Source organism: Massilia sp. UMI-21 (genome assembly GCA_015277795.1).
Taxonomy (GTDB): Bacteria; Pseudomonadota; Gammaproteobacteria; order Burkholderiales; family Burkholderiaceae_D; genus Telluria.
The window spans coordinates 4,720,691-4,739,024 of sequence record CP063848.1 but is presented as its reverse complement, the minus strand read 5'-3'; the positions used below and the strand labels follow the sequence as shown (position 1 = coordinate 4,739,024).

Genomic DNA, 18,334 nt, shown 5'->3' with positions numbered 1-18,334 from the left:
GTTGGCGGCATGTTGATGTAGAGAACGACGTAGGGGGGGGCTGGTCCTGTGGGGCAGATCGCGCTCTGCCGACCGCGCGTCCAGGCCGCGCTTGCGTTTCGACAAAGCTTCCGTTAGTCGAACGCGCGGTCGGCAGAGCCGACCACCCTACCGTTTATTCCGAATACGGGTCCGGATAGCCGAGCACTTCCATGATGTCGCGCTCGAACTGTTCCATTTCCTCGGCCTCTTCGTCGTGCTCGTGGTCGTAGCCCTGGGCGTGCAGCACGCCGTGCACCACCAGGTGGGCCGCGTGTTCCTCGACCGTCTTGCCCTGTTCTTCGGCCTCGCGCTGCAGGATGTCGGTGCACAGGACGATGTCGGCCTGGGTCGGATCGTCCTCGCCCAGTTCCTCGCCTTCGTTGTAGGCGAAGGTGAGCACGTTGGTCGCGTAGTCCTTGCCGCGGTACTGGCGGTTCAAGGCCTGGCCTTCCTCGGCATCGACGAAGCGGATCGACAGTTCGGCCGGCCCGAGCAGGGCGGCTTCGACCCAGCGCTGCAGCATGGCTTGCGTCAGATCCTGTTCCAGGCGGGTATCGGCGTACTGGACCTCGAGGTCGAGCTTATGTTTTTTTTCTTGCATGTTTGGTCGGTAGCGGTTTGGGGAGGGAAGCCAGGTCCTCGATCGAGGAATTCTGCTCGTAGGCGTCGATGATGCGCGCCACCAGGGGGTGGCGCACCACGTCTTCGCTCGCGAAATGGGTAAAGGCGATGCCGCGCACGTTCTTCAGCACATGGATCGCGTCCACCAGCCCGGAGCGCTGGGTCTTGTGCAGGTCGACCTGGGTGACGTCGCCGGTGATCACGGCCTTGCTGCCGAAGCCGATGCGGGTCAGGAACATCTTCATCTGCTCGACGGTCGTGTTCTGGGCTTCGTCCAGGATCACGAAAGCGTGGTTCAGGGTGCGGCCGCGCATATAGGCCAGCGGGGCGATCTCGATCACCTGCTTCTCGAACAGTTTCTGGGTGCGGTCGAAGCCGAGCAGGTCGTACAGGGCGTCGTACAGCGGGCGCAGGTAAGGGTCGACCTTCTGGCTCAGGTCGCCCGGCAGGAAGCCGAGGCGCTCGCCCGCTTCCACCGCGGGGCGGGTCAGGATGATGCGCTTGACCGCGTCGCGTTCCAGCGCATCGACCGCGCAGGCCACGGCCAGGTAGGTCTTGCCGGTGCCGGCCGGACCGACGCCGAAGCTGATGTCGTGCTCGAGCACGGCATTCAGGTACTGGATCTGGTGCGGGGTGCGGCCGCGCAGGTCGCTGCGGCGGGTCTTCAGGGTGGGGCTGACCAGCTCGGACGGCGCGGCGCCGCTGTCGGCCGCCTCGTCCGCATCCTTGTCCTTCGCGGCGGCCGGCGCGGGCGCATCGGCTTCGCCCGGCGCGAACGACTTGGGTTTCAGGCCGGAGCGCTGCTCCACCAGGGCCAGTTGCACTTCCTCGATCGGCACCACCTTGTTGGCGACCGCGTAGAAGCGCTCCAGCAGTTCGACCGCACGCTCGGCATTGCTGCCGCTGACGATGAATTTCTCGCCGCGCCGGAAGATGGTGACGTCAAGCGCGGCCGAGATCTGGCGCAGGTTCTCGTCGAGCGGGCCGCACAGGTGTGCAAGCCGGGTGTTGTCGAGCGGCTCGGGAATGAAGTACGACGGCTGGGTAGGTGTGTTTTTCAACTGGCTTTGGCAATCGTATCTGAGTTGGCGACGAGTTCGCCGCGAAGGAAGTAGTCGTGGCTGGCAACGATGCGCACGTCGACCAGCTGGCCGACCAGGGCCAGCCCTGTCGCATCCGGCGTGAAGTTGACCACGCGGTTGTTTTCGCTACGGCCCTGCAATTGTTCCGGGTCTTTCCTGGACGGCCCCTCGACCAGCACGCGCTGCACGCTGCCGACCATGGCGGCGCTGTACTTGCGGGTATTGGCGTCGATCAGGGCCTGCAGGCGCTGCAGGCGCGCCAGCTTGACCTCGTGCGGCGTGTCGTCGTCGAGGTTGGCGGCCGGGGTGCCCGGGCGCTTGCTGAAGATGAAGCTGAAGCTGTTGTCGAAACCGACGTCCTCGACCAGTTTCATCATGGCGTCGAAGTCGGCATCGGTTTCGCCGGGGAAGCCGACGATGAAGTCGGACGAGAAGGCCATTTCCGGGCGCACCGCGCGGATACGGCGGATGATCGACTTGTATTCGAGCGCCGTGTAGCCGCGCTTCATGGCGCCCAGCACGCGGTCCGAGCCATGCTGCACCGGCAGATAAATGTGGTTCACCAGCTGCGGGATCTTCGCGTAGGCGTCGATCAGGCGCTGGGTGAATTCCTTCGGGTGGCTGGTGACGTAGCGCAGGCGCTCGATGCCGGGGATGTCGGCGATGTATTCCAGCAGCAGGGCAAAATCGGCCGAGCCCGCGGCTGCCTCGCCGCCGGGCATGTCAGCCGATACGCCGTCCAGCTTGATCAGGCCGCGGTAGGCATTCACGTTCTGGCCCAGCAGCATGATTTCCTTGACCCCCTGGGCGGCCAGGCCGGCGCACTCGGTCAGCACGTCCTCGAAGGGACGCGAGACTTCTTCGCCGCGGGTATAGGGCACCACGCAGTAGCTGCAATATTTGCTGCAGCCTTCCATGATCGAGACATAGGCCACCGGGCCTTCGACCTTGGCAGGCGGCAAGTGGTCGAATTTCTCGATTTCGGGAAAGCTGATGTCGACCTGGGCCGCGCCGCTGCTGCGCCGTTCGCGGATCAGTTGCGGCAGGCGGTGCAGGGTCTGCGGACCGAATACCACATCCACATGCGGGGCGCGCCTGACGATGGCTTCCCCTTCCTGCGAGGCCACGCAACCACCGACGCCGATCACCAGCTCCGGCTTGTCGCGCTTGAGCGCCTTGAAGCGGCCCAAGTCGGAGAACACTTTCTCTTGCGCTTTTTCGCGCACCGAGCAGGTGTTGAGCAGGATGACGTCGGCGTCTTCCGGCGAGTCGGTACGGACCAGTCCCTCGGAGGCGCCGAGGACGTCCGCCATCTTGTCCGAATCGTATTCGTTCATCTGGCAGCCGAAGGTCTTGATGAAAACTTTTTTCTGCATGGAGTGCTGTGGTGAGAAAGGAGCTGATGCTTTGGCAAAACAGGCATTCAGTTTAGCGTAAATCGGGGACCGGCCCGGAGACCGCGCTGTGCGCGCCCCATTTTGGTGCCATCCGGAACGATAAGTTTCTTAACCTAAAGTCGTTGCAAAGCTGCTCAGATTGTTAAATGTCGAGTTCGGTTAAAATGAAGCGGAAGCTTGAAATGAGTCATACAGGAATGCAGTATTTCTTCTTGTAAATCAACGGCTTCTGCGTAACTTCTAACTAGGAAAATTTATTGCGGAAATCTCTTGCGTGCGCCACAAATAATCCCCATGTGCTGAAATGCCTATGTGACAAGCTTTCCGCACGATAGCTTGATTTCCGACAATGAGTCACATGCGCCGCTCGGATGTACTGTGGACGTATGAGCCTGATAATTTGTTTGAAAGACAAGTCCGCATGCGGAGAGGGTACGCGGGGGCATGCAAGTCGGACCATGTCTTAAGGGGTTCTTCAGGCTTGACCTGTTTAATTTCCTCAGGGTAGTCCGGGAACTTATGTTGACGAAATGTAGTCTTTAACAAAAGTTCGTAAAAGGAACTATTTTAACCAAACTTACGAGGTAAACATCATGGCACAACAGCATCATGCTCTGTCTTCGCAGGAAAGCTACAACCCAAACCATCTGCTGGATATCCTGCTCGGTAAAATGCAGCTGAAGAACGACGCCGCGCTGTCGCGCATGCTCGAAGTTGCGCCGCCGGTCATCAGCAAGATCCGCCACCACCGCCTGCCGGTCGGCGCCTCGCTGCTGATCCGCATGCACGAGGTGACGGGGATGAGCATCCGCGACCTGCGCGACCTGATGGGCGACCGCCGCACCAAATATCGCCTGTCGGACGCACAAGGCCGCCCGAAGCCAGAAGAGAAGGCAGCACAGGCGGCGGCCGCAGCGGCAGCCCAGCAGCAGCAACAGCAGCAACCGCAACAGCAAGCTAACGAAGCCAATCCGTCGACCGGCAATTATGCCCACTGATGCCGTGGGCATGACAGCCGCGCCTGTCATGCCTTCGGTGCCAGCGGGCTGCGGCACCGCGCGCTAAGCGCAGTGCCGCGCCGGCCAGGACCTCCTCCTGCGCAGCGCCTCCCGGCCGAATCCTGCGCATTTTTCCCGTCGCGTCCACCTGCGCATCTCGCGGCGCAGCTTTTTTTCGCGCCTGCCGTCAGGCCATCAGGATGGCCGACATCTCCTCGTACTGCAGTTCGGTCTCGTGAAAGACCTGCAGCCACGCTTCTTCCGTCAACCCCAGTGCCGTCCAGGCCACCGCCGACACACGCGGCACCAGCTCGTCCGGATTGCCGGCCAGGTCCAGCGCGTGCACGACCGCGCTTGCCACATGCACGATCGTCGCGAGGAAACCCGCACCGGGCGCTTCCGGCGTGTGGTGGTAAGCGATCGCCTGGCGCATGGTGTCTGAAAATTGCCAGTGCGCGGCCAGGGCCACGCCGGCATCGACATGGTCGGCGCCCAGCAGGGCGCGCTCGGCATCGATCAGCTCGCTGTCGTTCTTGTCGCGCAGGGACAGCACCGCCTGGTAGCGTTCCGGAAAACGCGCCACCAGGACCAGGCGCCCGATGTCGTGCAGCAGGCCGGCCGTGAAGGCGTAGTCCGCATTGAACCGCACCCGGCGTGCCAGTGCGCGCGCGCAGGCGGCGGTCGCGATCGAGTGGCGCCAGAATGCCTTGTCGTTGAAGCCGGGGCAACGGCCAGTGGGGAAGCAACCGGTCAGGGCCGCAGCCGTGATCAAGTTACGGGTGGCCTGGAAGCCGAGGAAGGTCATGGCTTGCTGGATCGTGGTGGCCTTGACCTGCAGGCCAAAGGCCGAGGAGTTGGCCAGGCGCAGGGTCTTGGCCGTCAGCGCCGGGTCGTTCGCGACCTTTTTTGCCAGTACGCCGATATCGATGTCTTCCTCGTCGATACTGCCGAGCAGTTCCATGACCACGGCCGGCAGCGAAGGCAGGTCGTCCACGCCGCCCAGCATGTCAGCGCTGTCGAGCTTGGCGCCGTTCATGGCGTCACCTCGGGCCGCAGGCGGTAATCCTCGACGTAGCGGCGCAACAGCCCGGTCGCCCAGTCGGCATGGTCGTCGCGATCGTTGTGGCGGAACAGGTGATTCAGGCGGCTCCCGAGCGCTTCCGGGCTCGCCCGGTCCACGGGCGCCGAGCGGCGGATGGGCGCCGCGCCGATGCCGTGCCTGGCCAGCGACTCGATGGTCGACTCGCTCAGGGTGACGCCTTCCGCCAGCAGCACCTGCCCATGCGCATCGAGCAAGGCATCGGCCAGCACCATGCCTGGATACAGGTGCGCCAGCGGCAGCAATTCATAGCGATCGCTCATTTTTCCTCCACTCATTCTGTCAGTTGTTTCCGTCCACTAATATTACTTTGCGATCTTAACACCGGGGATGCGGCGCCGGATGGGCAGGCGCATAACTGTGGCATCCGCACAGCAGGGCAGGAGAAATGTTGTACGCTTGCAAATCGCGACACGCTCGCTCCCATTACGAAAGGATTCTCATGAAACTGTATGTCAGCCCGGGCGCCTGCTCCCTGGCCCCGCATATCGCCCTGATCGCCGCCGGCCTGCCGTTCACGGTCGAGCGCGTCAGCCTGAAGACCAAGGCCATCGCCGGCGGCGGCGACTTCCGCGACATCAATCCCAAGGGATCGGTGCCGGCACTGCAACTGGACGACGGCAAGGTGCTGACCGAAGCCGCGGTCTTGCTGCAGTACATCGCCGACCAGGCGCCGGACGCGAACCTGGCCCCGCCCTACGGAAGCTTCGAGCGCTACCAGGTCATGGAGTGGCTGAACTTTATCGCCACCGACCTGCACAAGCGCTTCACGCCGATCTTCACCCCGGGCTGCACCGAAGAGGGCCGCCTGGCGGCCTGGGCGGCGCTGGCGCGCCCGCTGGACTACCTGGCCGGCAAGCTCGACGCTGGCGAATTCCTGATGGGCAGCCAGTTCAGCATCGCCGACGCCTATCTGTTCACCGTGCTGAACTGGGCCGCGTTTGCCAAATTCAGCCTGAACGACTGGCCTGCGCTGCAGGCCTACCAGGCGCGTGTCGGCGCCATCCCGGCCGTGCAGCAGGCGATGCGCGACGAAGGTCTTTGAAAGCTCGCCCAGTGCGGTATCACTGCGCCACGCCGGACAAGCCTCGGGTAGGATCGCGCCCATGAACAGCCGGCGCTACGTCGCATTCTTGCGAGGGATTAATGTCGGGCGGGCCAAGCGGATCGCCATGGCCGACCTGCGCGTGCTGGTCGCGGGCCTGGGCTACACCGGTGTGCGCAGCGTGCTCAACAGCGGTAATGTCGTGTTCCACGCGACCGGCACGGGTGCGCGGGAGGCCGCCGCGGCGATCGAGGAAGCGCTCGTGCTCAAGCTGGGCGTGGCGGCCCGCGTCTTCGTGCTGGAGCAGGCGGCACTGGCCGCCATCGTCGACGGCAATCCCCTGCGCGAGGTGGCGACCGACCATGCGCGGCTGATCGTGTTCCTGCTGGGCGACCCCGCCCAGCGCGCCAAGCTGGCGGCGCTCGATGGTCGTGACTGGGACTGCGAACGCCTGGTGCTGGGCGAGCGCGCAGCCTATGTCTGGTGTCCGGCAGGGATATTGGATAGCACTGCGGCTACGTCCTTGGGCAAGCTCCTTGGGGACGGGACCACGTCCCGCAACTGGAGTACGCTGATGAAACTGCACGCCCTGTGCAACGAGGGCTGAGGCGACGCCCGTCGTGTGCTACAGCCCGGCGGACAGCCAGCCGGGCGCACGGCCCGGGCGAAGACCGGCAAGCTTACTTGAACTTCTCGCTGCTGTCGCGACCCGCCTTGTAGCCGATCAGGATCAGCCCCAGCAGCATCATCGCAAACACCTCCGGCTCGGGCAGTTCCGACATGTTCGCGGGCGGCAAGACGACGTCCTGGCGCTGCGTGGTCGACAGGTTGCGCACCGGTTGCTGCGTCCGTGCCGCGGCCTCGTTGGTGGTGGTGAGATCGATGACGGCGGCCTGCGCGGTACTGCCGAGGCAAATCGCCAGCGCTGCTGCCAATGCGTAAAGTTTCATAGCCGTTCCTCGTGTGGTGCTCCAGCCTTGACTTGCATCCGTCCCACGCGACCCCATCTATCGGGAATCGCAGGTAATGACATCAGCATAGCAAAACCGGATAACTAGCTGCGCTCAATTGAATTGCTGTTTATATAAAGAAGCCATCAGGATGCATACAGATGAGCACATGTTGCGCTCAATCAAAGAATCTTTTAGTGTCGCGGATTAACGTCGCGCTCCCTGCCATTATTGCAATCTCATGTCGGGTTTGTAATGCCGTTTTAGCAAAAGAAGGAAATAAATTTAAATGTTCGATAATATTTACTGATAATTTGCCAATTGAATCCATTATTCATTGATCTACTATCGTTGTGATCGTCATTTTTTTCGTCACACGGTATACACCTCGCTTTTCTTTGCGGGTATAGTCTTCTTATCCCATTGCCTTCGGGCATCAAAACAATACCAAACGAACACGTTTGGACAAGGCGTGTAACGCCATGAAGCGGCCGCCATGCGCCGCACGCCGATCCCGCGAGACCACGCCGGCACGGCACCCCCAGGCACTACCTGTACCGCTGTCGACCCAAACTTAGCAAGAGATCAAACGATGCCCAATTTCGCCCAGCTGCAAGTTGCTTTCAAGAACGCGTTTAAAAATGTCTATGTGCGCATCGCCCTGGCGGCGCTGCTCGGCGTGATCGCAGCAGTGGCAATCTGGAAATCGAATGTGCCGCAGGATACGAATCCGGTCGTGCATTCGCAGAATATTGCCGAGATCACCGAACTGGCCGCCAGCAAGGGCCGCCTGGAATACCTCCTGATCGCCAAGCCGCTGTCGGAGTCGCCGCGCTACGTCTACAAGTTCAAGGACGCGGCCGCGATCCACGTGGTGAAGGTCCCGAGCACCTCGCACCTGTCGCTCGAGCGCGAAGTGCTGCTGAAGAACGCGATCCCGTATTCGATCGCCAAGGACGACTACCTGAGCGGCCACAAGGCCGTGATGGACGAGGGCGAAAGCTTCCTCGAGAAGACCGGCACCTTCTTCAAGAACCATGGCCTGAACATCGCCGTGGTGCTGCTGGTGCTCTACCTGCTGAAGTTCGGCATCCCGGGCATGGGCGCCAGCGCCTCGGTCATCACCCCGGACAAGCTCAAGGGCAGCATGGACGACCTGATCGGCATGGACGACATCAAGCAGGAAGTCCTGCACCTGGAAGACATGATCCGCAACCGTGACGAATACCAGTCGCACAACATCGACAAGCCGTTCAACGTGATGCTGACCGGTCCGGCCGGTACCGGCAAGACCAAGCTGGTCGGCTACCTGGCCAAGCGCCTGGACATGCCGCTGATCTCGGCCTCGGGTTCGGCGCTGGAATCGGGCTACGTCGGCGGCGGCTCCAAGGCACTGAACGCGCTGTACAAGAAAGCTTGCGCCAAGGGCAAGTGCATTATCTTCCTGGATGAAGCGCAAAGCCTGTTCATGCCGCGCGGCCGCAGCGAAAAGAAGTGGGAAGACGACACCGCCAACACCCTGCTGGGCCTGCTGGACGGCGTGAAGAGCGACAAGGGCCAGGGCGTGATCTGGGTGGTCGCCTCCAACTTCGACGACTCGAACACCGAGATGGACGAAGCGATGCTGCGCCGCTTCTCGGTGAAGATCAACTTCCGCCTGCCGAACAAGGGCGAGCGCAAGGAATTGCTGCGCAGTTTCCTGGCGCGCAAGAAGGACGGCCTGGTCGACTGGACCGATACCAACCTGGACCAGGTCGCGGAAATCACCCAGAACCTGAGCCCCGCGCTGCTGGAAACCGTGGTCGAGCGCGCCAGCATGCTGTCGATCCAGGAAAAGACGATCATCAATACCAACCTGCTGTTCCGTGCCTACGAGCGCGCCACCATCGGCCTGACCGACCGCGCCACCACCGCCGAGAAGACCAGGCAGCGCGAGCGCATCGCCCTGCACGAACTGGGTCACTTCTTCATGCAGATCGACCCTTACCTGCGTGCCGGCATGACCCTGGCCGAAGTGAAGGAAAAGTCGCACCTGCTGAAGATCAGCACCGAAGCGGTGTCGAAGATCGGCGCGCTGGGCTATGTGCTGCAGTCGGGCGAGGACATGTCGCTGCGCACCCTGGAGGAGCTCGAGCGCGACGTGATCGGCCTGTACGGCGGCGTGGCGGCGGAAGAGCTGTTCTATGGTCCGCGCGGCATCTCGGTGGGCAGCCAGAACGACATCGAGAAGATCACCAAGATGCTCAACCTGATGGTCGGCCGCCTGTCGATGTACTCGCGCTCGAAGCTCGACTACAGCCAGCTGTCGAAAGAGCTGGGCGGCGAGCACACGCTGCGCCTGGTCGAGGAAAAGGCCGATGAGCTGTACAGCTACACCCTGAACGCGATCCGCGACTACAAGCTGGTGATCGAGTCGCTCAAGGACACCCTGATGGACGAATACGTGCTGTCGAAGGATGCGGTGTTCGACCTGCTCGAAGAGCGCAGCGAGCTGATCCATTCGCAGCTGCATGGGCGCCATGCCAACCTCAAGCTGTGCGTGGAAGAGGTGGTTGCCGCCTGAGTCTGACGGCTTTTCCTTGCTGTTCTTGAACCCGCCGCGCGCAAGCCGGCGGGTTTTTTTGGCGCTGTTACCTTTATCTATTGATGACCCCGATTGCGATGCGTAAGAACTGTTCCGCAGAAATTACCTGCGCGCGGTCGAGCACCCGGTGCCAGCCGAGGTAATTCGGCAGGTAGCGCGATGCCACGCCGCGGAAGCGGGCCAGCCAGTCGCGCAGACGCTGATGGAAGGCGTTGACATTCTGGACGTGGAGGGCGCCGCCAGCCTGGCGGCGCACCCGCACGCCCGCGCGCAGGTTGACCGCTTGGTGGGCGATCCCATGTTTGCGTGAAAACGCCCGGTAGGCAGCGTTGGCGTCGCTGACCAGGAGTGCTTGCCGGTCGAGCTTGGGCAGCAGGTGGCGTTCCAGGTGCACCGTCCTCAAGGCCCCGCGCCCGACCAGCGCGCCGATGGTCTGCCTGCCGCGGTCGCGTGCCACCAGGATGCAGTCGAGCTCGTTTGAGATGCCGCGTTTGCGCGCCGCGCCGCCACGCTTTCTCGGCGCCCGGTCCAGCTTGCGCGCGCCCTTTTGCGATTCCAGGATGAACATTTCATCGGCCTCGACGATGCCGCTCAATTGCTCTGGCTGGCTGTGCTTGACCCGGTCGACGAAGCGGTGGCGCCAGCGAAACGCGGTGTTGCGGTGCACGCCGACGTCAAGGGCGGCACGCCGCACCGATGTGGCCGCGATCAATGCGTCCAGGTAGTCGAGCCATTTTTCGCGCAGGCGCAGCCGCGCGAAAGGCGTGCCGCTCAGGTCGTTGAAGCTGCGGCCGCATTCCCGGCAGCGATAGCGCTGCAGGCCGTTGGCATGGCCGTGCCGGTGGCAGCGCTGGGAGGCGCAGCGCGGGCAGGCGCGTTGGGGTGCGCGGATCTGCTCGATGAGGGCGACGACCCGGTCCAGCCCTGCGGCCGGATGCAATGCCGCCAGTGTTTGTTGGCGCTGCGCCCCGTTCAGCGCGGGCAGCCGCGCGAACCATTTCTTGAAGCTGGGTGTTTTCACGGCCGCTTCCTGTCGATGGAGACAGGTGTTCGACCAGGGAGGTGCTCAGCAGTTCAGCCCTCATCCATAGTTAACGCTGACAGAGCCGTTTTTTTACGTGGTTCAATGCGCCGCGGACCGCTCCTTGAGCGTCTCCACCACCTGCCGCGTCATGCTTGCCGCCAGCTCCTGCTCGCCGACGAACACCTTGCCGCCGGTATCCTCGCGCAGCAGCGCCGCCTCGCTCTCGTTGTGCGAGCGCACCAGCACCTGGACTGTGGGGTTGAGCATGCGCGCGACCTCCACCATCCGGCGCACGTCGAAGGTATCCGGCGTGGCAATGACCAGCAGCGCCGCATGCGTGATGTGGGCCTGGATCAGCACCGCCGGCTCGGCCGCGTTGCCGGCCACCGCCGGGATGCCGCGCGCGCGCAGATGCTCGACGATCTCGCGGTTCTGTTCCGCCACCACGAAGTGCACGCCGCGCGCCAGCAATTGGTCGGCGATGCGGCGGCCGACCCGGCCGAATCCCACCAGCACCACCTGGCCGCTGAGCTTCTCGCGCGCCGTTTCCATCGGCAGCTCGGCCAGCGGGTCGGCCGGGCGCTCCAGCTTGCGCGCCAGCTCGGGCCTCGCGCGCAGCCACTTTTCCAGCGGCGCCGCCAGGCTGAACATCAGCGGATTGACCGCGATCGAGATGATGGCGCCGGCCAGGATCAGGTTCTGGCCCAGCACCGGCAACAGTTCCAGCTGCATGCCCAGCGCCGCCAGGATGAAGGAGAACTCGCCGATCTGCGCCAGGCTGGCGGACACGGTGACGGCTGTGTTGATCGGGTAGCGCAGCGCCAGCACCAGCACGAAGGCCGCCAGCGATTTGCCGAACAGGATGATCGCCACGGTCGCCAGCACCTGCAGCGGGTACTCGACCAGCACCATCGGGTCGAACAGCATGCCGACCGAGACGAAGAACAGCACCGAGAACGCGTCGCGCAGCGGCAGCGATTCCTCGGCCGCGCGGTGGCTCAGTTCGGACTCGCGCAGCACCATGCCGGCGAAGAAGGCGCCCAGCGCAAAGGACACGCCGAACAGCGCCGAGGAGGCAAAGGCGATGCCGACCGCCGCGGCGATGACGGCCAGCGTGAACAGCTCGCGCGAGTTTGTCTTGGCCACCCTCCAGAGGAACCACGGGAAGATCTTGCGGCCGACAATCAGCATGAAGGCCACGAAGGCGCCGACCTGCAGCAGGGTCTTGCCCAGCGCCGGCCACAGCTCGGCGCCGGCGTCGCCCTTGCCGCCGAGCGGACCGGCGAGCGCCGGCAGCATCACCAGCACCAGCACCATCACCAGGTCCTCGACCACCAGCCAGCCCACCGCGATGCGGCCGTTCATCGAATCGAGCGCGCCGCGCGCCTCCAGCGCCCGCAGCAGCACCACGGTGCTGGCCACCGACAGCGCCAGGCCGAACACCAGTCCCGCGCCCAGGCCCCAGCCCCACCAATGCGCCAGGCCGATGCCCATCGCGGTGGCCACGCCGATCTGCAGCAGCGCGCCGGGCAGGGCGATCTTCTTTACGTCGAGCAGGTCGCCCAGCGAGAAGTGCAGGCCGACGCCGAACATCAGCAGCATGACCCCGATCTCGGCCAGCTGCGACGCCAGCGCCATGTCGGCGACGAAGCCCGGCGTGGCAGGTCCGATCAGGACGCCGGCGGCGAGGTAGCCGACCAGCGCGGGCAGCTTCAGGCGGATGGCGAACATGCCGAACAGCAGGCCGAGGCCCAGCGCGGCGGCAATGGTGGTGATCAGGCTGAGGTCATGGTGCATCCGTACGGTTCCCGTGGCAGGTTGACAAGCCTACGAGTATAAGCGACGGATGCCGCACGTTCGGGGTCCTTGTCGCCGATTTATTGGGAATTGCCGGCAAATCACGGCACAGTCGCGAGCGCTACCAGTACCTTGCGCAGCGATGCGCGCACTTCCTCGAACTGCGCCGGGCGCGCATGACGGTCCAGGCGGAACAGCATCAGGCCCTGGATCTGCGCCACCACCAGCACCGCGCGCTCCATGGTCTTGTCCTCGTCGAAGTCCGGATTCAGGCCGCGGATCAGTCCATGGATGGCCTTGCGCTCGCGACCGATCATCCTGCCCATCAGATCCGAGGCGAAGGGGTGGCGCGAGGCCAGCGCCCAGATCTCGAAGAAGATCGCGTGCATGGTGGGCTCGGTGATCTCGTCGAGGAACATGTCGACGGTGGTGAGGAAGCGCTCCATCTGCGGACGGCCCGCCATCGCCACCGCGATGCGGTCCATCTTGGCCTGGAACGCTTCCATGGTGGTGAGCAGCAGCGCTTCGAGCAAGCGCTCCTTGCTGCCGTAGTAGTGTTGCAGGTTCGACAGGCTCATGCCGGCGCCTTGCGCCACCCGCCGCATCGACAGGCCGGCGTAGCCCTCGGCCGCCAGCAGGTGGCGCGCCACCTGCAGGATGTCGTGGGCGCGTCCGCGTCCCTTCTCGGTGGTCGTCGAGACCTTGTTGCGCAGGACGTTGTCGGCGGAATTGTCGGAAATGAGGGCCATGGGCCGATTATCGCAGAGGCATACAAAAAATAGTACGACTGACCTATAATCGACCAATAGTAGGTCGCACGACCTAATCGAGAATCCCGGAGGCGGAATGAAGAAGGTATATGTCAGCGGCGTCGGAATGATCCCCTTCGCCAAGCCGGGCGCGAGCAGCCCTTATCACGTCATGGGTGCCCAGGCGGCGCGCGCGGCGCTGCAGGATGCAGGCCGCGACGGCGCAGCGCTGGACTACGCGCTGGTGGAGCAGGCCTATGCCGGCTACGTCTATGGCGACTCTACCAGCGGCCAGAAAGCCCTGTACGCGGTCGGCATGAGCGGCATCCCGATCGTCAACGTCAACAACAACTGCTCGACCGGCTCGACCGCGCTGTTCCTGGGCCGCCAGGCGATCGCCAGCGGCGCCGCCGAGTGCGTGCTGGTGCTCGGCTTCGAGCAGATGAGTCCCGGCGCGCTCGGTTCGGTCTTCACCGACCGTCCGACCCCGTTCGACGCCTTCGACGAAGTCACCGACCGCCTGGTCGGCAAGCCCGAGATTCCGCTGGCGCTACGCTACTTCGGCGGCGCCGGCCTGGCGCACATGGACAAATACGGCACCCCGCTGGAGGCCTTTGCCCGCATCCGCGCCAAGGCCAGCCGCCACGCCGTGAACAATCCGCTGGCGCTGTTTCGCAAGGAAGTCAGCGCCCAGGACGTGCTCGATGCCCCGGCGATCTGGCCCGGCGTGATGACGCGCCTGATGGCCTGCCCGCCGACCTGCGGCGCGGCGGCAGCGCTGCTGGTGTCGGAAGACTTCGCCCGGCGCCACGGCCTGCGCCGCGACGTCCACATCGCCGCCCAGGCCATGACCACCGACCGTCCGAACACCTTCGACGCCGGCGACATGATGCGCCTGGTGGGCTACGACATGAGCCGCGCCGCCGCCCACAAGGTGTACGAGCAGTCCGGCCTGGGCCCGGAAGACCTCGACGTGGTCGAGCTGCACGACTGCTTCGCGCACAACGAACTGATCACCTACGAAGCCCTGGGCCTGTGCCCGGAGGGCGGCGCCGACAAGTTCATCCGCGAGGGCGACAATACCTATGGCGGGCGGGTGGTCACCAACCCGTCCGGCGGCCTGCTCTCGAAAGGCCACCCGCTGGGGGCGACCGGCCTGGCCCAGTGCTACGAACTGACCCACCAGCTGCGCGGCAGCGCAGAGGCGCGCCAGGTCGAGGGCGCGCGCGTGGCGCTGCAGCACAACCTGGGCCTGGGCGGCGCCTGCGTGGTCACCATGTACCGCAATGGCTGACGGGGCCGGCATGGACAACACCTCTCCATGGATGAACGAAGAGCTGCACGCTTTTCGCGACGCCGTGCGCCGCTTCGTGCAGGGGGAGATCACCCCGCACCAGGACCGGTGGCGCGCGCAGCAGCACGTCGACCGCGATCTGTGGCGCAAGGCCGGCGAGATGGGCCTGCTGCTGGCCGACGTCCCCGAGGAATACGGCGGCGCCGGCGGCAGCTTCGCCCACATGGCGGTGGTGTTCGAGGAGCTTTCCTATGGCGGCGACACGTCCTTCGGCATCCACGTCCACGCCATCGTCGCCCACTACCTGCTGAACCAGGGCACCGAGGAGCAGAAGCGCAGATACCTGCCGCGGCTGGCCAGCGGCGAGATGATCGCGGCGATCGCCATGAGCGAGCCGGGCGCCGGCTCGGACCTGAAAGGCATCCGGACCACGGCCGTGCGCGGCGCGGACGGCTACCGTGTCAACGGCTCCAAGACCTTTATCTCGAACGGCTACCTGGCCGACCTGGTCCTGGTGGTGGCCAAGACCGACCCGGGCGCCGGCGCGAAAGGCGTGTCCCTGCTGCTGCTCGAAACCCGGGACAATCCGGGCTTTCGCGTCGGCCGCATCCTGGACAAGGTCGGGCAGAAGGGCCAGGACACCTGCGAGCTGTTCTTCGACGAGGCCCACGTCCCGCTGCACAACGTGCTGGGCGGCGAGGAGGGCAGGGGCTTCGCCCAGCTCATGACCGAGCTGCCCTACGAGCGCACCATCCTGGGCGTGTGCGGCGTGGCCGCGATCGAACGCGCGCTTGCCCTTACGGTCGAGCACACGCGCGCGCGCAAGGCCTTCGGCCAGGCCCTCATCGAGATGCAGAACACCCGCTTCGTGCTGGCCGAGATCAAGACCGAGGCGACGGTGGCGCGCATCTTCATCGACCGCTGCATCGAGGACATGCTCGCCGGCCGCATGGACACCGTGCGCGCCTCGATGGCCAAGTACTGGATCTCGGACCTGCAGTGCAAGGTGGTGGACCAGTGCCTGCAGCTGTTCGGCGGCTACGGCTACATGCTGGAATACCCGATCGCCCAGATGTACGTCGACGCCCGGGTGCAGCGCATCTACGGCGGCGCCAACGAAATCATGAAAGAGATCATTGCCCGTTCGCTCTGAGCTTCGGAAAGGAGATTCTCGCATGGCAGGACCATTGGCAGGACTGCGGGTCATCGAAATGGTGGGCATCGGCCCGTGTCCGTTTGCCGCGATGATGCTGGCGGACATGGGGGCGGAGGTGATCCGCATCGAGCGCAAGCCGCAGCCCGGGGAAGACAATCCCTACCCGGTGCTCGGCACGCGCCACGACGTGATGGCGCGCGGGCGCCGCTCGCTGGCGCTCGACCTCAAGAAGCCGGCCGGACGCTCCGCCGCACTGCAGCTGATCGAAGGGGCCGACGTGCTGCTCGAAGGCTTCCGCCCGGGCGTGATGGAACGCCTCGGCCTGGGCCCGGATGCCTGCCTGGAGCGCAACCCCAGGCTGGTGTTCGGCCGCGTCACCGGCTGGGGCCAGACCGGACCGCTGGCGCAGGCGGCCGGCCACGACATCAATTATGTGGCGCTGTCGGGCATGCTGTACGCGATGGGGCGCAGCGACAGCCCGCCGCCGCCGCCGCTCAACCTGGTCGGCGACTTCGGCGGCGGCGGCATGATGCTGGCCTTCGGCGTGGTCTGCGCGGTGCTGGAAGCGCGCAAGTCGGGCCGGGGCCAGGTGGTCGATAGCGCCATGACCGACGGCGCCGCCCTGCTCGGCGCCATGATGTACGGCCTGCGCGGGACAGGCAGCTGGAGCGCCCAGCGCGAAGGCAACCTGCTCGACGGCGGCGCCCCGTTCTACGACACCTATGCCTGCCTGGACGGCAAATTCATTTCGATCGGCGCGATCGAGCCGCAGTTCTTCGCCACCCTGCTCACGCTCACCGGCCAGCACGATCCGGTGTTCACGAAACGCTGGAGCAAAGCGCATTGGCCCGAACTGAAGACACGCCTGGCGGCGCTGTTCGCCACCAGGACGCGCGATGCGTGGTGCCGCCTGCTCGAAGGCACCGAAGTGTGCTTCGCGCCGGTCCTCGACCTGGAAGAAGCGCCGCGCCACCCGCACAACGCGGCGCGCGGTACGTTTGTCGACATCGACGGCGTCACCCAGCCGGCGCCGGCGCCCCGTTTCAGCCGCACGGCCCCGCCCATGCCGCATGCCCCTTCCAGCCCCGGTGCCGACAACGACGCGATCCTGGCCGACTGGGGTTTTACCCGGCAGTCAATCGAAGCGCTGAGAAACGGCGAAGTCATTTAGCATGGTCGGGCGGGCGAACCGCCCGTCCCACCATGCCGGGAGCCTATGACCAAAGAAGCCGAACTGCGGCAATCGAAAATGCTCGCGCTCGCATTTTTCGCGGGCGCGGCCTCGCTGTTCGTGCTGACCCTGTTCCTGCCGCAGAACTGGTGGACCGGGCTGCTGCGCGCCTTCTCCGAAGCCGCCATGGTGGGCGCGCTGGCCGACTGGTTCGCGGTGGTGGCCCTGTTCAGGCGCGTGCCGATCCCGATCGTCTCGCGCCATACCGAGATCATCCCCAAGAACAAGGAGCGCATCGCCGACAACCTGGCGCGCTTCGTCCACGAGAAATTCCTCGACACCGACTCCATCGTCGGCCTGATCCAGCGCCACGACCCGGTGCAGAAGGTGGCCGAGTGGCTGGTCAAGCCGGCCAACACCGAGCTGCTGGGACAGCACCTGGTGCGGGTCGGCATCTGGATGCTCGACTTCATCGAGGACAGCGCGGTGCAGGGTTTCATCCGGCGCGCCGTGCACGCCATGGTGAACAGCGTCGACCTGTCGAAGTCGGCCGGCACCATCCTGGAAAGCCTGACCCGCGACGGGCGCCACCAGGAACTGCTCAACGAAGGCATCACCCAATTGGCCCACCTGCTCGACAACGCCGACACCCAGGCCACCATCGCCCAGGGCATCGTCGACTGGCTCAAGGAAGACTACGCCTTCATCGAAACCATGCTGCCGTCGGAACTCATCGGCCGCAAGGGCGCCGGCCTGGCGGTGCGGCTGGCTGCCGGCATCCTGAACAAGGTGGCGGCCGACCCTACGCACCCGCTGCGCGGGCGCTTCGACAGTTTTACCCAGGACTTCGTCGAGCGCCTCAAGCGCGACCCCGCGTTTGCCGCCCGTGCCGACGAAATCAAGGCCTACCTGCTGGGCGACGAGACCCTCAACGGCTACCTGGCCACCCTGTGGGGCGAACTGAAAACCTGGGTCAAGCAGGACCTGCACAGCGAGGACTCGGGCCTGCGCCGGCGCCTTGTGGCCACCGGCGCCTGGGTCGGCAAGGTGCTGGCCGACGACCCGCAGCTGCGCGCCTCGCTGGGCGAGAGCCTGGAATCGGCCGCGCGCGGCGTCGCGCCCGAGTTCGCGGGTTTCCTCACGCGCCACATCGCCGACACCGTCAAGCAGTGGGACGACCGCGAGATGTCGGAGCAGATCGAACTCAATATCGGCAAGGACCTGCAGTACATCCGCATCAACGGCACCATCGTCGGCGGCCTGATCGGCGTCACGCTGTACTTGCTGTCGCAAGTGCCGTATTTATTGCAGTGAGGGTAAGATAGCCTGATCAACGAGGAGAGGCA

17 protein-coding genes are annotated in these 18,334 nt (G+C 64.8%); 8 read left to right on the top strand and 9 right to left on the bottom strand.

Features of this window, described 5'->3' with window-relative positions; all coding sequences use genetic code 11:
* Positions 1 to 154: 154 nt before the first annotated feature.
* Genes ybeY through miaB form a run of 3 tightly spaced genes read right to left on the bottom strand, consistent with a single transcriptional unit; the run spans position 155 to position 3,100 of the window.
* A complete protein-coding gene (gene ybeY, locus IM543_20805; protein ID QOY93935.1) occupies positions 155 to 622 on the bottom strand; it encodes an rRNA maturation RNase YbeY in 468 nt (155 codons plus the stop codon).
* Positions 603 to 1,703 carry a PhoH family protein gene (locus tag IM543_20800; GenBank protein ID QOY93934.1) on the bottom strand — a complete coding sequence of 367 codons (1,101 nt, stop codon included), beginning with the start codon at positions 1,701 to 1,703 and terminating at the stop codon, positions 603 to 605. Before IM543_20800 ends, ybeY begins: the two co-directional genes overlap by 20 nt.
* Positions 1,700 to 3,100: a tRNA (N6-isopentenyl adenosine(37)-C2)-methylthiotransferase MiaB gene (gene miaB, locus IM543_20795; GenBank protein QOY93933.1), complete on the bottom strand. Its 1,401-nt coding sequence runs from the start codon at positions 3,098 to 3,100 to the stop codon at positions 1,700 to 1,702. Before miaB ends, IM543_20800 begins: the two co-directional genes overlap by 4 nt.
* 614 nt (positions 3,101 to 3,714) lie before the next feature.
* Between miaB and IM543_20790 the strand changes: the two genes are divergently transcribed.
* Positions 3,715 to 4,119 (top strand): hypothetical protein, encoded by a 405-nt coding sequence (locus tag IM543_20790; GenBank protein QOY93932.1) that lies wholly within the window; start codon positions 3,715 to 3,717, stop codon positions 4,117 to 4,119.
* Positions 4,120 to 4,306: 187 nt separating this feature from the next.
* Here IM543_20790 and IM543_20785 read toward each other — a convergent pair whose 3' ends face one another.
* Positions 4,307 to 5,155, bottom strand: a complete 849-nt coding sequence (locus IM543_20785; GenBank protein QOY93931.1) for an HDOD domain-containing protein — start codon at positions 5,153 to 5,155, stop codon at positions 4,307 to 4,309.
* Complete coding sequence (locus IM543_20780) at positions 5,152 to 5,481, bottom strand: hypothetical protein (GenBank protein QOY93930.1); 330 nt, start codon at positions 5,479 to 5,481, stop codon at positions 5,152 to 5,154. Before IM543_20780 ends, IM543_20785 begins: the two co-directional genes overlap by 4 nt.
* 179 nt (positions 5,482 to 5,660) lie before the next feature.
* On the opposite strand from IM543_20780, the gene gstA reads away from it, so the two are divergent.
* Positions 5,661 to 6,263, top strand: a complete 603-nt coding sequence (gene gstA, locus IM543_20775; protein ID QOY93929.1) for a glutathione transferase GstA — start codon at positions 5,661 to 5,663, stop codon at positions 6,261 to 6,263.
* A 61-nt stretch (positions 6,264 to 6,324) separates the two neighbouring features.
* Positions 6,325 to 6,870, top strand: coding sequence for a DUF1697 domain-containing protein (locus IM543_20770; protein QOY93928.1), 546 nt, complete (start codon positions 6,325 to 6,327; stop codon positions 6,868 to 6,870).
* A gap of 73 nt (positions 6,871 to 6,943) precedes the next feature.
* Here the strand turns inward: IM543_20770 and IM543_20765 are convergent, their stop codons facing one another.
* Positions 6,944 to 7,213, bottom strand: coding sequence for a hypothetical protein (locus IM543_20765; protein QOY93927.1), 270 nt, complete (start codon positions 7,211 to 7,213; stop codon positions 6,944 to 6,946).
* 592 nt (positions 7,214 to 7,805) lie between these two features.
* Here IM543_20765 and IM543_20760 point away from each other — a divergent pair.
* Positions 7,806 to 9,776 carry an AAA family ATPase gene (locus IM543_20760; protein QOY93926.1) on the top strand — a complete coding sequence of 657 codons (1,971 nt, stop codon included), beginning with the start codon at positions 7,806 to 7,808 and terminating at the stop codon, positions 9,774 to 9,776.
* A 73-nt stretch (positions 9,777 to 9,849) separates the two neighbouring features.
* Here the strand turns inward: IM543_20760 and IM543_20755 are convergent, their stop codons facing one another.
* The 3 genes from IM543_20755 to IM543_20745 all read right to left on the bottom strand — a co-directional run bounded on the left by IM543_20755 (position 9,850) and on the right by IM543_20745 (position 13,367).
* Positions 9,850 to 10,818, bottom strand: coding sequence for an IS1595 family transposase (locus IM543_20755; protein ID QOY93925.1), 969 nt, complete (start codon positions 10,816 to 10,818; stop codon positions 9,850 to 9,852).
* A gap of 102 nt (positions 10,819 to 10,920) precedes the next feature.
* Positions 10,921 to 12,618 carry a Kef family K(+) transporter gene (locus IM543_20750; protein QOY93924.1) on the bottom strand — a complete coding sequence of 566 codons (1,698 nt, stop codon included), beginning with the start codon at positions 12,616 to 12,618 and terminating at the stop codon, positions 10,921 to 10,923.
* A gap of 101 nt (positions 12,619 to 12,719) precedes the next feature.
* The gene (locus IM543_20745) at positions 12,720 to 13,367 is read right to left on the bottom strand and encodes a TetR/AcrR family transcriptional regulator (protein ID QOY93923.1); all 648 of its coding nucleotides are present in this window, start codon (positions 13,365 to 13,367) and stop codon (positions 12,720 to 12,722) included.
* A gap of 97 nt (positions 13,368 to 13,464) precedes the next feature.
* On the opposite strand from IM543_20745, the gene IM543_20740 reads away from it, so the two are divergent.
* From IM543_20740 to IM543_20725, 4 genes are read left to right on the top strand one after another with little or no spacing between them, the layout of a single operon-like run.
* Positions 13,465 to 14,661: a lipid-transfer protein gene (locus tag IM543_20740; GenBank protein QOY93922.1), complete on the top strand. Its 1,197-nt coding sequence runs from the start codon at positions 13,465 to 13,467 to the stop codon at positions 14,659 to 14,661.
* A 31-nt stretch (positions 14,662 to 14,692) separates the two neighbouring features.
* Complete coding sequence (locus IM543_20735; GenBank protein QOY96786.1) at positions 14,693 to 15,814, top strand: acyl-CoA dehydrogenase family protein; 1,122 nt, start codon at positions 14,693 to 14,695, stop codon at positions 15,812 to 15,814.
* A gap of 22 nt (positions 15,815 to 15,836) precedes the next feature.
* The gene (locus IM543_20730; protein QOY93921.1) at positions 15,837 to 16,988 is read left to right on the top strand and encodes a CoA transferase; all 1,152 of its coding nucleotides are present in this window, start codon (positions 15,837 to 15,839) and stop codon (positions 16,986 to 16,988) included.
* A gap of 45 nt (positions 16,989 to 17,033) precedes the next feature.
* Positions 17,034 to 18,302, top strand: a complete 1,269-nt coding sequence (locus IM543_20725) for a DUF445 family protein (protein ID QOY93920.1) — start codon at positions 17,034 to 17,036, stop codon at positions 18,300 to 18,302.
* The last annotated feature ends 32 nt before the right edge of the window (positions 18,303 to 18,334 follow it).

What these genes read in the sequence shown, in the direction of transcription:
- ybeY (QOY93935.1), bottom strand. Translation starts at nt 622, where the DNA reads ATGCAAGAAAAAAAACATAAGCTCGACCTCGAGGTCCAGTACGCCGAT.
- miaB (QOY93933.1), bottom strand. Translation starts at nt 3,100, where the DNA reads ATGCAGAAAAAAGTTTTCATCAAGACCTTCGGCTGCCAGATGAACGAA.
- IM543_20790 (QOY93932.1), top strand. Translation starts at nt 3,715, where the DNA reads ATGGCACAACAGCATCATGCTCTGTCTTCGCAGGAAAGCTACAACCCA.
- IM543_20785 (QOY93931.1), bottom strand. Translation starts at nt 5,155, where the DNA reads ATGAACGGCGCCAAGCTCGACAGCGCTGACATGCTGGGCGGCGTGGAC.
- IM543_20780 (QOY93930.1), bottom strand. Translation starts at nt 5,481, where the DNA reads ATGAGCGATCGCTATGAATTGCTGCCGCTGGCGCACCTGTATCCAGGC.
- gstA (QOY93929.1), top strand. Translation starts at nt 5,661, where the DNA reads ATGAAACTGTATGTCAGCCCGGGCGCCTGCTCCCTGGCCCCGCATATC.
- IM543_20770 (QOY93928.1), top strand. Translation starts at nt 6,325, where the DNA reads ATGAACAGCCGGCGCTACGTCGCATTCTTGCGAGGGATTAATGTCGGG.
- IM543_20765 (QOY93927.1), bottom strand. Translation starts at nt 7,213, where the DNA reads ATGAAACTTTACGCATTGGCAGCAGCGCTGGCGATTTGCCTCGGCAGT.
- IM543_20760 (QOY93926.1), top strand. Translation starts at nt 7,806, where the DNA reads ATGCCCAATTTCGCCCAGCTGCAAGTTGCTTTCAAGAACGCGTTTAAA.
- IM543_20750 (QOY93924.1), bottom strand. Translation starts at nt 12,618, where the DNA reads ATGCACCATGACCTCAGCCTGATCACCACCATTGCCGCCGCGCTGGGC.
- IM543_20745 (QOY93923.1), bottom strand. Translation starts at nt 13,367, where the DNA reads ATGGCCCTCATTTCCGACAATTCCGCCGACAACGTCCTGCGCAACAAG.
- IM543_20740 (QOY93922.1), top strand. Translation starts at nt 13,465, where the DNA reads ATGAAGAAGGTATATGTCAGCGGCGTCGGAATGATCCCCTTCGCCAAG.
- IM543_20735 (QOY96786.1), top strand. Translation starts at nt 14,693, where the DNA reads ATGAACGAAGAGCTGCACGCTTTTCGCGACGCCGTGCGCCGCTTCGTG.
- IM543_20730 (QOY93921.1), top strand. Translation starts at nt 15,837, where the DNA reads ATGGCAGGACCATTGGCAGGACTGCGGGTCATCGAAATGGTGGGCATC.
- IM543_20725 (QOY93920.1), top strand. Translation starts at nt 17,034, where the DNA reads ATGACCAAAGAAGCCGAACTGCGGCAATCGAAAATGCTCGCGCTCGCA.